Source organism: Bacillus haikouensis, assembly GCF_013179555.1.
Taxonomy (GTDB): domain Bacteria; phylum Bacillota; class Bacilli; order Bacillales; family Bacillaceae_B; genus Rossellomorea; species Rossellomorea haikouensis_A.
The window spans coordinates 1-13725 of the sequence record NZ_JABMCR010000102.1 but is presented as its reverse complement, the minus strand read 5'-3'; the positions used below and the strand labels follow the sequence as shown (position 1 = coordinate 13725).

The 13725-nt window shown below is 42.2% G+C and carries 15 protein-coding genes and 1 pseudogene; 9 read left to right on the top strand and 7 right to left on the bottom strand.

Going from position 1 to position 13725, the window contains the following annotated elements:
* Window positions 1–490: 490 nt before the first annotated feature.
* Window positions 491–616: a YuiA family protein gene (locus HP456_RS11450; protein WP_162266043.1), complete on the bottom strand. Its 126-nt coding sequence runs from the start codon at window positions 614–616 to the stop codon at window positions 491–493.
* Window positions 617–921: 305 nt separating this feature from the next.
* Here HP456_RS11450 and HP456_RS11445 point away from each other — a divergent pair, with 305 nt between their 5' ends.
* The 3 genes from HP456_RS11445 to HP456_RS11435 all read left to right on the top strand — a co-directional run bounded on the left by HP456_RS11445 (window position 922) and on the right by HP456_RS11435 (window position 3513).
* Window positions 922–1683: an STAS domain-containing protein gene (locus tag HP456_RS11445; RefSeq protein ID WP_172251144.1), complete on the top strand. Its 762-nt coding sequence runs from the start codon at window positions 922–924 to the stop codon at window positions 1681–1683.
* Between the two features lie 235 nt (window positions 1684–1918).
* Window positions 1919–2554, top strand: coding sequence for a GNAT family N-acetyltransferase (locus HP456_RS11440; RefSeq protein WP_172251142.1), 636 nt, complete (start codon window positions 1919–1921; stop codon window positions 2552–2554).
* Complete coding sequence (locus tag HP456_RS11435) at window positions 2551–3513, top strand: alpha/beta hydrolase (protein ID WP_172251140.1); 963 nt, start codon at window positions 2551–2553, stop codon at window positions 3511–3513. The genes HP456_RS11440 and HP456_RS11435 overlap by 4 nt, the downstream gene beginning before the upstream one ends.
* A gap of 62 nt (window positions 3514–3575) precedes the next feature.
* Here the strand turns inward: HP456_RS11435 and HP456_RS11430 are convergent, their stop codons facing one another.
* Window positions 3576–4061: an NUDIX domain-containing protein gene (locus tag HP456_RS11430; protein WP_172251138.1), complete on the bottom strand. Its 486-nt coding sequence runs from the start codon at window positions 4059–4061 to the stop codon at window positions 3576–3578.
* 283 nt (window positions 4062–4344) lie between these two features.
* Window positions 4345–5562, bottom strand: a complete 1218-nt coding sequence (locus HP456_RS11425) for an NAD(P)/FAD-dependent oxidoreductase (RefSeq protein WP_172251136.1) — start codon at window positions 5560–5562, stop codon at window positions 4345–4347.
* Window positions 5563–6351: 789 nt separating this feature from the next.
* Here HP456_RS11425 and yumC point away from each other — a divergent pair.
* Together yumC and HP456_RS11415 are read left to right on the top strand one after the other, a co-directional pair.
* Window positions 6352–7350 (top strand): ferredoxin--NADP reductase 2, encoded by a 999-nt coding sequence (gene yumC / locus HP456_RS11420; protein ID WP_172251134.1) that lies wholly within the window; start codon window positions 6352–6354, stop codon window positions 7348–7350.
* A gap of 209 nt (window positions 7351–7559) precedes the next feature.
* The gene (locus tag HP456_RS11415) at window positions 7560–8201 is read left to right on the top strand and encodes an SDR family oxidoreductase (RefSeq protein WP_172251132.1); all 642 of its coding nucleotides are present in this window, start codon (window positions 7560–7562) and stop codon (window positions 8199–8201) included.
* 60 nt (window positions 8202–8261) lie between these two features.
* On the opposite strand, the gene HP456_RS11410 is transcribed toward HP456_RS11415, so the two are convergent.
* Window positions 8262–8624, bottom strand: a complete 363-nt coding sequence (locus tag HP456_RS11410) for a HesB/IscA family protein (RefSeq protein ID WP_172251130.1) — start codon at window positions 8622–8624, stop codon at window positions 8262–8264.
* Window positions 8625–8972: 348 nt separating this feature from the next.
* On the opposite strand from HP456_RS11410, the gene HP456_RS11405 reads away from it, so the two are divergent.
* A complete protein-coding gene (locus HP456_RS11405) occupies window positions 8973–9683 on the top strand; it encodes a DUF2225 domain-containing protein (RefSeq protein ID WP_312857754.1) in 711 nt (236 codons plus the stop codon).
* Between the two features lie 145 nt (window positions 9684–9828).
* Here HP456_RS11405 and HP456_RS11400 read toward each other — a convergent pair whose 3' ends face one another.
* A complete protein-coding gene (locus HP456_RS11400; RefSeq protein WP_172251128.1) occupies window positions 9829–10071 on the bottom strand; it encodes a YuzB family protein in 243 nt (80 codons plus the stop codon).
* Window positions 10072–10368: 297 nt separating this feature from the next.
* On the opposite strand from HP456_RS11400, the gene HP456_RS11395 reads away from it, so the two are divergent.
* Entirely contained in the window at window positions 10369–11436 is a 1068-nt protein-coding gene (locus HP456_RS11395) for an NAD(P)/FAD-dependent oxidoreductase (protein WP_172251126.1), read from the top strand.
* 127 nt (window positions 11437–11563) lie between these two features.
* Here HP456_RS11395 and HP456_RS11390 read toward each other — a convergent pair whose 3' ends face one another.
* On the bottom strand, window positions 11564–11890 hold the full coding sequence (locus tag HP456_RS11390; protein ID WP_172251124.1) for a YuzD family protein: 327 nt from the start codon (window positions 11888–11890) through the stop codon (window positions 11564–11566).
* Between the two features lie 347 nt (window positions 11891–12237).
* Between HP456_RS11390 and HP456_RS11385 the strand changes: the two are divergent.
* Together HP456_RS11385 and HP456_RS11380 are read left to right on the top strand one after the other, a co-directional pair.
* Window positions 12238–12450: pseudogene (locus HP456_RS11385) on the top strand (NifU family protein); the annotation flags it as partial.
* Window positions 12451–12705: 255 nt separating this feature from the next.
* On the top strand, window positions 12706–13161 hold the full coding sequence (locus HP456_RS11380; protein WP_246288970.1) for a hypothetical protein: 456 nt from the start codon (window positions 12706–12708) through the stop codon (window positions 13159–13161).
* A 48-nt stretch (window positions 13162–13209) separates the two neighbouring features.
* On the opposite strand, the gene HP456_RS11375 is transcribed toward HP456_RS11380, so the two are convergent.
* Window positions 13210–13725 (bottom strand): NAD(P)-dependent oxidoreductase (locus HP456_RS11375; protein WP_246288968.1); only part of this gene is annotated, 516 nt, incomplete at its 5' end.

The window sequence follows — 13725 nt, the reverse complement described above, 5'->3', positions numbered from 1 at the left end:
GCACGCGGTCTCTATGGACCAATAATATGTAGTTTAGTATACCATGAATATCCTCAGTTTAAAATTATGAATAGCTGAGGTTTATTTCCTATGCACAAATAATAGTGAATAATCCTTCAACTTATGAATTAGTACTTGACTAATCGTAGGAAAAGAGGCTGGGACAAAACTAATGACCACGACATAAAGACGAACAATTTCAGCGTATGTTCATAATACCGCTAATGATTTCCGTGCAAGACTTCGCTTTCCGCGGGCGGCCGGTGAGCCTCCTCGTCGCATACGCTCCTGTCGAGTCTCACCTGTCTCGCTTTTCCCGCAGGAGTCTTCGTCTTGCACTCCAATCAACCGCTGGAAAGTGCTAAAACTTAAGTGTACATTGAACAAAATAATAACCCGAACTAATTTGCCAGTTAGAAGGCAATTTAGTTCGGGTTTTATTTAGACTATAACACTTTTGTCCCAGCCTCTTCATATTGAATCATAGATTTTATTTTTGCTTCCCGCTGCCTCCGCAGCAAGGACACGTTTCAGAACCACCCAACACTAACTGAAAGTATCCTTTTCCTGAACAGTATAGACAAAATTTTGTTTTCGTACTTGCAGTAGCTCTCATGATTCCCTCTCCTTTGATTTCTTAATTTTCTGATAATATATCATCTATCTTTTATAAAGGAAAGGGACATATTAGAGGATGTACCTTTAAGTAAGCGAATACATTGCTTGTTATCTTTAAATATCTCTTTTTTTCATATAATTTACTGAATTTTTAAATAAGTTAAGGAAGTTTGTTTCATTTCACATCACGTTCTAATTATGCATCGATTTCTCCTTCCTCCTTCCATTTTACATTTAGTCACTTTGCGTTATACTTGTATGAGAAATAAATGTTTAAAATGTATAAACAAGGTGGAATACCAAATGAATCGACCGATTCCAATAGACATTTCGGGCACCGATGCGCTCAATAGTATAGGAGAAAATATTATTATTGCCGATAAGGATTATACAATCACCTGGATGAATACAACAGCTGTAAAGTCGATGACGGCAATTGCTCCTTTATTTGGACTTAACAGCGCTGAAGACATGATTGGAATGAATATGGATAAATTTCATAAACACCCCCAAAATCAGCGAAGGATCATGGATGACCTTAAAAATGGTCATCGCGCGAGAATCAATATTAAAGACAGGCTTGCAGCCGATATCGTCATCACACCCATTACAAGTACTAAGCATTCAGGACAAGTAGAAGGCTTTATGGTTATGCTGATGGATGTTACCTCAAAAGCTGAGGAAGAAAAGAAAAGAGAAACTGTAATCCGGGAACTCTCTGTTCCTATCTTGCATATCTGGGATAAAACCATCGCCCTTCCCCTCAAAGGAGAACTTGATTATGACCGGGGAGAAATGGTCGTCAGTACTGTACTTGAGGAATGTGTGGCCAAACGGACTGAATACGTCATGATCAGCCTCAGCGGGATAAACAGGTTTGACGATAGTATCAGACAAAACCTCCAAAAACTATATGATTGTTTAAAATTGATCGGTGTTGAATGCATCATCGTCGGGATTACCCCTGAGCTAGCATTGAGTATCGGAGAATTTGAAAATGTCCTGACCTTCAGCGACTCAAGCACAGGGCTGAAATATATTATGGCTAAAGAATCCTCAAAGTAGAGAAAACTTCTTACACATTAATATGAGGTTGAAAAAGGGAACCAGACGGGTTCTCTTTTTTTTATTCTTATCCCTCCAATTTTGCGCCTGTTTTCCGGTTGTACATCCCCGACGTTTCTAAGTATAGGACAAATGCTTTATTGACAAGGATAGTCACAAATTCTTACAATAGTTAATGTTCGATAATGATAATCATTCTCATTATAGAGGTACTTCAAAGACAAGGAGGCACGTCATGACAAACTTATTATATGAATCAGAATTTTTCATCATAGAGAAAGGTCAGTCTGACAACTTTTTATTCAGGCCAGTGGATTTCGATAAAGACTTGACAATGCTGTATGAGTGGATGCATTCACGTCATATTGCACCGTTTTGGAAATTGGATCTCCCCGTGGAGAAGTTTAAGGAATGGCTGGCAAGCTCAATCGAATCAACGTATAAAGACATTTACATCGGTTATTACAACGGGAAACCTGTGAGCTACCTAATTGCCTATTCAGTGAAGAATGATCCCATTCGGCAATATTATGATGTTCAAGATGGTGATTTAGGGATGCATTTATTGATTGGGCCGCGTTCATATTTAAACAAACAAGATGCTCTTTCACTCATCCGCTCGATGATTGTTTTCTTATTTCATCAGTATGGAGCAATACGAATCATAGGGGAACCGGATATCCGTAATCGAATCATCATTCCGATATTGAAAGAATTAGGGGGAGATGTATTGGGACAAATTGAACTGCCGGATAAAAAGGCCTCCCTCATCATTGGGGAACGGAAAAAAATCGAGGCTTCACTGAAAGAGAAGAATGTGACTGTAGCTATGTTGAAAACAATATCAACACTGGAGAATATTTTAGTATGACCAAGATTCAAGCAGCAGTGAACCCCGCAATAACTACATTACTTAAAGCAATAGCTGACAAAATGAAAGAACTCAATCATCCGCCGCTCGACACCCTTACACCCGAGCAATCAAGAATGTACTATAAAGTTGCAAGAGGTTATTTTACACATACCAACGTCGATAAGGTTTCGGTTAGTGATACATATTTTACGTCAGCAGAAGGACATGAAATTCCGTTGAGAATTTATACTCCCGAGGGAGATGGCCCCTTCCCCGTACTGGTTTACTTTCATGGAGGGGGATGGGTCTTCGGAGACTTGGACTCTTCAGACAACGTTTGTCGATATTTTGCTAGACATTCAAGTACCGTTATTGTGTCGGCTGGCTACCGGCTTGCTCCTGAACATAAATATCCCGCCGCGTTTCATGATGCGATCGAATCAGTTAAATGGACATTCGAAAATGTCCAGACTCTAAATGGCGATTCGGACAGAGTTGCCGTTGGCGGTGAAAGTTCCGGTGGGAACTTAGCTGCGGCAGCCTCCATTTATTTCAGGGAGGATGAACGATTCTTGCTTAAAGCACAATTTCTGATCACTCCTGTAATGGATTATCGTTTTGATACATTATCCTACCGGGAAAATCATCAGTATAACTTAACCAATGAAAAGATGATTTGGTTCTGGAGTCATTACCTGTCCGACGCTTCCCAAGGTGCTGAAGTTTCCGTTTCACCACTCAGAACCCCAAGCGTCCTTGGCCTTCCGAAAACATTGCTCGTAACAGCCGGATTTGATCCGCTCCGGGAAGAGGGATTGGCCTTTGGGCGTAGGCTGAAAGAAGTTGGTGCACCTGTCAGCGTATTACATTTCGAAGAGCTTGTTCACAGCTTTATTAACATGATCGGTACTGTCGAAGCCTCCAAAGAAGCACTTCAAGAAATGACTGCTGCACTTCGTGAAATACTCCATACTTGAGACCGTTTCACTAAAAAAGGGTTACAGAAGCTGTTAAATTTAAGCCTCTGTAACCTTTCATTTCACATAAATAGTTTATAGCTCGTATAGCCGAACTGCTCTCCTGGATCCAGCCCTTCAATGGCCTGATGGCGCTGAAACAAATCACCCTGTTTGAGCATCTCATGAATCATGACCGACGTTTTCCCATCGACCATCAGCGCATTGGGCGACTTCCATTGCACATCGAAAAGTTCGCCTCTTTCTACCTTTAAAAGGTCGGAATCGATATGCTGCAAATGAAATATAATCATATTATCACTGATTTCATTCCCGATCACACCGGTCCTGACACCGATGATTCCATTCACGGTCGTTGTGAGGCCGGTTTCCTCTCTGACCTCGCGAAGAACTGCTTCATCGATGGTTTCTCCTTCATCCACGAACCCGGCCGGCAGTGACCACATCCCTTTAAGACCTCCGTATTTTTTCTTTACTACAAGCCAGTTTCCATCTTTATCTATGACAAGTCCGGCAACAGCCAGCCACACCTTTCCCCTTTTCAACATACTCCTCCTCTACTTGCGAACTTTTCTCTTTATTTTAAGGTACTACAGGATGGGAACATAGGAAAGTCCTCATACCGCTTTTGGGTAGGAAGGTCCAGAATTTGATAAGAAGACTTCTTGGCAATTTTAATGTTTCGGACGAAAGTGAGCATGCCTGAGTACTTGGGCAGCTGCCATTCTGCAAATTTCTCACATCATACATTAACCACAAAGCCTTCCCTGACTCCATATAGAAAAAAGCAGAGTGGAATTCCACCCTGCTTAACAAACACTTTTGTACAACTTAGAAGAACTTGAATTTACCTTTTTTGAATACTAGTGAAGGTCCGCCAACCATGTAGAGTGCACGGTTATCTACTACCTTCTTCATGAATGATGCTTTCGTGCCTGTAAGCTTCTTGCCGTATACAACACCGATTGCGTCATCTTCACCAAGTGAACATACAGTACCTTTCAGATCAGGAGTGAATTCTTCTAAATGATCTTTGCCATGAAGAAGTGCTGCGATGTTACGCGCACATACTTCACCCTGCTGCATCGCGATTTGTGCAGTCGGTGGGTATGGACGTTCCGTTTCTTCATTGATCATCAGTGAACAGTCACCGATGATGAAGATATTGTCATGACCCGGTGCACGCAGATCTTTGTTGATTTTCACGCGGGCACGCATGTTCTCGATGCCGGCTTTTTCAATGATGCGGTTTCCGCGGACACCTGCTGCCCATACGATTGTACCAGCTTTGATTTCTTCAACTTCTTCTTCGCCTTTAGCGATGAATACGCTGCCTGCTTTTGCTTCCTTTAGTGGAGTTCCAATGTGGAATTCTACACCTTTTTTCTCAAGAGCCGCTCTGGCGTACTTCACAAGCTCTGGATCAAATCCAGGAAGAATCATCGGCGCTGCTTCCACACATACGATTCTAACCTTTGAACGGTCAATATCATATTCTTTGCAAAGCTCAGGAACACGGTTACCCAGTTCGCCAAGGAATTCGATGCCAGTAAAGCCTGCTCCGCCGACTACAATCGTCAGACGCTCATCTTTTTTCTCTTCCTCATTCTTATACGTAGCAAATTGAAGCTCAATGTGCTCACGGATTTGACGTGCAGAGTTGATGTTCGAAATCATGAAAGCATGTTCATGCAAGCCCTGGATTCCAAATGTTTCAGATTCTGCACCAAGTGCAATCACAAGATGGTCAAAATCAACTTCGCCTTGATTTGTCACGACTATCTTTTCTTCTACTTTAATATCATCAACAGTTGCCTGTAAGAAATTCACTTTGCTTGTGTTGACAACATCTTTAATATCATAACGCACACGGTCATGATGAAGCGTTCCTGCAGAAGCTTCATGGAGCCATGTTGTTTCATAGTGGTAATCATTCTTATTAATAAGGATGACTTCCGCTTCATTCGTACCCAATTGCTTTTGAAGACGAGTCACTGTCATTAGCCCGCCATAACCTGCACCTAAAACAACGATTCTTGGCTTTCTCAACTGAATCACATCCACCTTTTTGATTGAATTTGCGTCGGATACTCATAGAGTCCTCCACATCGGTCTTTTTTATCCCGTCAATCTGCTGTTACTATCTCATTCCCCCAATAAGTGGAACTCAAAACAAATTAAGCGGGATGCTTCTTTTCAAAGAGAAAAGAAAATGCATTATAAAATAGTATAAAAACAAAATAAAAGTATGTGACGTTTTTCACGTACATTATCGCACCGCGAAAAATGTCATAAATTCTTAACAATATGTCTACATTACATAATATTCTTTTTACCTTGTCTTTTCAAGGTTTTCAATATAAATAATCATTCTTGGGAATATTGCGACAATATAACATTTCATGGTGTCCTGAAGAAAGAAAAATTGCTCATATTCATCGGACGATGGATGAAGAGATGGAATTTTCGGATGAGGTCTTGCCCATTAAGCGGTTGTTCTTTTATTACCGGTTGATTCGGTGGCGATACAGGTTCATTTCATACTATAATACAAGCGTGTTTTTGAAAGATTGACTATTTTTCTCTTTTTAGAAGCTGGGAGTGTTCTTTCATTTGCAGTCTGAAGCATTATTGTGCCTCTTTCACGCTAATTGTACCACTTGCCGAATTTTCTTCGTTCCGGATCCTTGATCCGGCCCCAGCCTCCTCTTCTGCACATAACCCTCCTCCCCCTTCAAAAAGCTGACTATTCCAAAAAACAATCTAAATTTTGGGAAGGATTGATTTCTCTATGATAGAATAAATTAAAATGATGTATCTAATCTGGGAGGGATCTACTTGAAGGAAGATCAAAAGGTTTATGATATTACGATCATAGGGGGCGGCCCAACAGGGTTATTTACGGCTTTCTATGGCGGCATGAGAAAAGCTTCAGTAAAGATCATCGAAAGTTTACCGCAATTGGGCGGTCAGTTATCCACCCTTTATCCTGAGAAATACATATATGATGTGGCAGGGTTCCCTAAGGTGAAGGCTCAGGACCTTGTGAACAATCTGAAAGAACAGATGTCCAAATTTGAAACGACCATCTGCCTTGAGCAGGCAATGGAAAGTGTCGAAAAGCAAGGCGACGGCTGCTTCAAGCTCTCGACGGATAAAGAAGTTCACTATTCAAGGACGATCATCATAACGGCCGGCAATGGTGCATTCCAGCCAAGACGGCTGGAGCTCGAGAACGCCTCTCAATATGAAGGAAACAACCTTCATTATTTCGTGGATAACATGGATAAGTTCAAAGGCAAAAAAGTGGCGATATGCGGAGGCGGTGATTCTGCAGTCGACTGGGCGCTCATGCTTGAACCGATTGCCGAAAAAGTCTACCTGATCCATAGAAGGGATAAATTCAGAGCCCACGAACACAGTGTTGAAAATCTTCACAATTCTTCTGTCGAGCTGAAGACTCCGTTCGTTCCTGCTGAAATTGTGGGAGATGAATCGAGGATCCATCAGCTTATACTTGAAGAAGTTCGTGGAGATGAAAAGGAAATCCTTGATATCGACGAGTTGATCGTCAACTTTGGATTCGTTTCTTCACTGGGACCGATTAAAAACTGGGGACTTGATATTGAGAAAAACTCAATCGTCGTCAACTCGAGAATGGAAACAAATGTAGAAGGCATCTACGCCGCAGGGGATATCTCCACTTATGATGGCAAAGTCAAGCTGATCGCCAGCGGTTTCGGGGAAGCACCGACTGCTGTCAATAATGCAAAAGCATACATGGATCCGAAAGCAAGGGTTCAGCCTATGCATAGCACATCCATGTTTACAGATTAACCGCAATCTGGGCAGATCCGGGAATTCGATTCCTGGATCTCTTTTTATTTTATGCCTTTTTCTAAAGAAAGTTGTGACTGTCCTGTCAAAGATTGTGAATATGGAACGGAAAGGAACGGTCTCTGTTCAGTACCCCTTGTTTAAATCAGCAAGTAATGGGTAGACCAATAATAAAGGCAAAAAAACTCTGGAAAAGGATGTTGAGAAGGATGAATGTACTTGTTATTGGAGCAAATGGCCATACCGGACGCCTCATCATAAAAGAACTTGTAAACAGTACGCAGCACTTCGCAAAAGCCATGATCCGCAAATCGGAACAAACAAAAGATATGGAAGGCCTCGGTGCGAGACCGATTGTGGCAGATCTTGAACAGGATTTTTCATATGCTCTTGAAAACGTCAATGCTGTCATCTTCGCTGCTGGCAGCGGAAGTAAAACCGGCGAGGATAAGACCATTGCGATTGATCAGAATGGAGCAAAAAAAGCGGTCGATTATGCCAAGCAAAATGGCATCGAACGGTTTATCATGCTGAGTTCCATGGGAGCCGATAAGCCCGAAGATGCCCCTGAAGGCATGCATGTCTACTTAAAAGCAAAACACGAAGCGGATGTACATCTGCAGGAAAGCGGACTTAACTACACAATCGTCCGTCCTGGAGCACTCACTTTTGACGATGCTGAAGGAACCATTATTGCCGAACATTCCATCGCAGACAAGAACGGCAGTATCCCGCGCGCTGATGTAGCAAAAGTATTAGTTGAATCATTGACAACACTAGAGACGAATCATAAAGTGATTGAAATCCTTAATGGTGGTACTCAGGTTAAAGAAGCTCTCAAACACGTATAAGCTAATTAAAAAAGAAGGACCAGCTCTTGTAATGCAAGGCTGGTCCTTCTTTTCATTTATCTAGCAGTTCTCCGGCGTACCCTTATCCGTCGCTGTCACGAATGATGATCCACACCCGCAAGATGCAATCGCATTCGGGTTGTCGATTGTAAAGCCTCCGCCCATCATGGACTGCTTATAATCTATTTTCGTACCGTTTAGAATAGGAGCGTCATTCTTTGCCACAACAAGCTTGATTCCGTGCTGTTCAAGCACTTCATCACCCTCCTGAAGCTCATGCTCAAAACCCATTCCATAAGAAAGACCGCTGCAGCCTCCCCCTTTTACCGCTACACGCAGCATGGCATCCGTCTCGTCATGCTCCTTCATCATATCTTTAATCTGAAGGGCAGCAGCTTCTGTAAGATTCACGAGTTCACTCATTCACTACACCTCCAACCTTTTCTCTTCTTACTTATTAGTATACTCCTTTCTATTTTACTACTCAACCGAAGGGAACTATGTGACTCACATTTAGCTGAACTGAAAATATTGTCCAGCGATTGAGTGGGTAGGATTGTACCGGGTTCACTCGATTTGGAATGTACCTGGTACATTCGCTTTGGATTGTACCTGGTACAGCAAACTTTGACCTGGATTAAAATCCCGCCACCTCAACCAGACAAACACCGCCAAAATACCCAACTTTTTTTATAAACACCAGAAAAATCACTAGTCCAAATCTCCCTCGTCAAGGTATAATAAGGTAAATAGTCCTTGATTGAGGTGAGAATGATGACTGCATTAACGCCCTTTTACGATAAAAAAGTCCAATGTCTTGCTTGTAAACATTCTTATTCCACTACTAAAATCCGCTCCCGTTTCGTCAAGGTCAAAGGTCATGAAAGTGATTTTTGTCCTGTCTATGAATCTGACGAACTCAACCCTTTACTCTACAATGTATCCGTCTGCCCTCAGTGCGGCTTTTCCCATACCGATGAATTCACCACGTATATCGTCCCGGTATTAAAAACAGATCTCGAACAGAAAATAAGCAGGCACTGGCAGCCACAGGATTATGGCCGTGAACGCTCTATAGACGATGCCATCAAAACGTACAAGCTGGCTGCCTATTGCGGACTCATTAAAAAAGAAAAGAAGATAACGATTGCCGGGTTATACTTGCGGACAGCCTGGCTCTTTAGGATAACAAATAAAGAGCAGCAGGAAAGAAGGTTCATCAATCTGGCGACCCATGAATACATCGATTCTTATCTGAACGATGATTTCAAAGGGACAGCCATGTCTGAAACAAAGCTTCTATACTTGATTGCAGAACTCCTCCGTCGTCAGGAAAAGGTTGAAGAAGCTGTGAAGTACCTATCTAAGGTGATTGAAAAACAACATTTATCAACCGAGCCAAAGATTGTGGAAATGGCAAAGGAACGATGGCGCGAAATGAGGGAAAGCTTTAAAGATCAGAAGCAAAATCATCTGGCTTGAAGTGACTTTCCAATAAAAAGCTGGAATATGATCTCCAGCTTTTTTCTATTTTTATACTCCGGACGCCCGCAGAAATCGAAGTCTTGCATGTAACAGGCAGTGGCTTTATAAAACAAAAAAAGCCGATACTAAGATCAGCTTGAAATTAAAACATTGGATTTTCTTCTAAAAACTGATAGATATTTTCAACCAATTCATCCGGTGTATCGCCTTCGACAGGTTCCCCATTCACTAAGGCGTAAAAAGATGACGCGCATTTCCCGCAGTAGCCTAAACAACCGTATTCGATGACATCGAGGTTTGGATCTCTTTCTAATATTTCAAGCGCTTTTTGCGCACCACTTGCTAAGTTACTTATACAGAATTCTATAATAGGTTTCAATTCCATCACCTCTCTACTCTTTGTAATGCTACCTTTTTTTAAGAAAATCGTCAATCGTTGCGCTTTGTATATCCGTATAACAGATTGTGAACATTTTCCCTTATTTCTGTTGTGAAAAGGCTCCTATTTCGATATACTTTTAATGTTAATAGGTTTATTTATTTGATAAACCGTCTAAATATGAATCATATTGAAAATGCTTACTTTTCAGGACAGTCGTCCTTTTGCCTCTACCCTGTAGAGAATGTTATATAAACACACTATTTCGACAAAAATGCAGAGTGCCAAAAAGGGGAAATTAACATGAAACAATTAGTGCTGCTTGGCGGAGGATATGGCAATATGCGCGTTCTTCTTCGCTTATTACCGAACCAACTCCCGGAAGACGTGTCCATTACGTTAATTGATCGAAATCCGTATCACAGCCTGAAAACAGAATACTATGCACTGGCAGCCGGGACGATTTCCGATCATCACGTACGCGTATCATTCCCGGAACATGCCCGCTTATCCTATGTGTACGGTGAGATTTCAAAGATTGATACTAAAAATAAGACGGTCCAGCTTCAAGACCAGGATGCTGTGCCATATGATGACCTGATTATCGGACTAGGTTGTGAGGACAAGTACCATAGTGTACCTGGTGCAGATGAATTTACATACAGCATCCAGACGATCGATAAGTCACGCAAAACGTATCAGACGCTGAATAATCTCCCCGCCGGCTCCATTGTCGGGATTGTCGGAGCAGGACTGAGTGGAATCGAGCTTGCAAGTGAGCTCCGTGAAAGCCGGACTGATCTGAAGATTAAATTATTCGACCGCGGGACGCGTATCCTGAATGCATTCCCGGAACGCTTAAGCTCCTATGTCCACGGCTGGTTCGAAGAAAACAATGTGGAAATCGTCAATAATTCAAACATTACAAAAGTCGAGCCTAACACGCTTCATAACCACGAAGAACAAATTTACTGTGATGCCATCGTCTGGACAGCAGGAATCCAGCCTACCAAGGTGGTACGGGAAATGGATACTGAAAAGGATTCAAGCGGGCGTATCGTGATATCAAAATATCACAACCTGCCAAATGACGAGCACGTTTATGTAGTCGGGGACTGTGCAAGCCTTCCTCAAGCACCCAGTGCACAGTTAGCGGAAGGGCAGGCGGAGCAAATCGTCCAGATTCTTTTGAAACGCTGGAAAAATGAAACGCTGCCGGAGGAACTGCCAAAGATCAAACTAAAAGGCATTCTTGGTTCCCTCGGTAAAAAGCACGGATTCGGGCTGGTGAACGAACGATCCATCACCGGACGTGTTGCCCGCTTACTGAAATCAGGTGTTTTATGGATGTATAAGTATCATAATGGATAATTGTTAGCATAAACCGCACTTTGGTGCGGTTTTCTTATATTTCCATTCAAAATCACGGGTAAATCCTGCCGAAACAAAAAAAGACTTCCCATCTAGGAAAGTCCAAATTCACTACCAGCTATAGCTTCTATACTGCCTCATATCCATATTTCTCCAACTCTGAATAAATCGTCTTCAAGCGCGGATTCCCTTCTCCGACGACTGCGCCTTCCAAGAGGACGATCGGATAAAACATATCCTCTTCGATCACTTTTGAGGCGAAGCTTTTGATTGCCTCGTCTTCCGGCGGATTGTGGATGTCTATATATCTTATCGTGAATGGCTGATCCGGGTACTTGCGTCCGACTGCTGCCTGGAGCCATTCGTATGTTTCTTTCGATGAAGGCATATTCACGCAGCTCGGACAAAGGATGTCAGCACCATATACATGTATCTCAACTGATTTACGCTTCATACTCTCTTCTCCCCCTTTATTTCCCCTCATACATTCATTTTACAAAAAAAACAGCAGAGTTGGAATAAAAAAGGGCTATTTAGCAGGTGGAATCTCTGACCATTAAAATTCATATTCTGTAATAAATTGTTGTTATTAACTGTTTTCAGCTGTTGATTGGAGTGAAGAGGCAGACTACCGGGGAGCAGCGAGGTCTTGAACGCAGATCCACAGCGAAGGTAATGCAGCAAAATAAAAAAAAGAAATTCCCAATTGTTTGCGGGTTGATAGATTTTTTACACATATGTCATTATAATAGAGAGTAAGGAAAGGAGTAGATAATGATGGCTGATCAAGCGCAATTTGATTCCGTACAGGAAGTACTAGATAAATTACGTCCGTTCCTACTTCGCGATGGCGGGGATTGTGAACTGGTGGACGTGGAAGATGGTATCGTGAAGCTTCGTCTTTTAGGTGCATGCGGAAGCTGCCCAAGTTCGACAATCACTCTTAAAGCTGGTATTGAACGTGCACTAGTCGAGGAAGTACCAGGAATCGTTGAAGTAGAACAAGTATTTTAATTTACCTGCACTGGATGACTCAATTGTTGAGTCATCCTTTTTTTTACCTTGGATTCAGTATCTAATCTATTGCAAGTCCACACACATTGTTTTCCCCTGAGTGGTTGGCTAGCCGGCATCACAGTAAACAGTTAACACTCAATGTAGAAATATATACCATTCTTTCCATCTGTTTTTATGTGCATGATGTTTCTTTTTATTCATATACAATTTATAATAACGAAGATTTGTATTTTAGGGGGAGAAAGAGAAGGATTGACTAGAGAGAGATTTCAATACGTTGTTGATGAGATGTTAAGCCGTTTGGATAGTGATCTGAATGTGGTGTTGGAGGATGCTTTTCCCGGGAAGCGATTAGTCGGGGGCAAATACAGTTTGAGTACCCGGTCCATTACGATGTTCATGAAGGATGTCACTGAGCAATGTCTTCGTTTGTTTCCCGGGGATGAATTATTACTCGATTATTTTAAAGTCGTTTTTGCCCATGAACTGGGGCACGCGTATGACGAGAAGCTTATAGAATTAGCAGATCAATTAGATGAAGCCGATGGGACGGAAAGAAATCTGCTGATGCTTGAAATTGAAGAAAATGCCTGGAGATTTGCCCGATCCATTTTACCGGATATCACTCTTTCTTTTGTGGAAGAGATTGAGAGCCAGTCGTTGGCTCCATATTATCTGGCTGTTGAAAAAGATCGTATTCCTGCTTGATGGCAGTTAAAAACACGCATGGATGCCACATGCGTGTTTTTTTTGTTTTTATTTTACCTGTGTCTTGGGCTTGTCCTCATTTAATACGGCAAGGATATTCTCCACGCAGAGATTCATCATCCCGAGGCGGGTTTCGGTTGAAGAGCTTGCGATATGAGGCAGTGCGACGACATTGTCTAATGACAGAAGCGGATGATCGGGATCGATTGGTTCTTTCATAAACACATCCAGCCCCGCACCTGCGATTTCACCTGTTTTCAAAGCTTCTGTCAACGCTTCCTCGTCCACGATCGGACCACGTGCAGCATTGATGAAGAAGGCCGTTTTTTTCATGGTATGAAATTGTTCTTTCTGGAATAACCCTTCCGTTTCCGGTGTAAGCGGAGCTAGGACGACGACAAAATCAGATTGGGCAAGAAGCTCATCCAAGGAGGCATACGCCGCTCCAAGTGTTTCTTCCGCATGTGGTTTCCTGGAACGATTATGATAAAGGATTTCCATGTCAAATCCCTTCGCTCTTTTGGCGACCGCTTCTCCTATGTTCCCCATCCCGACGATTCCGAT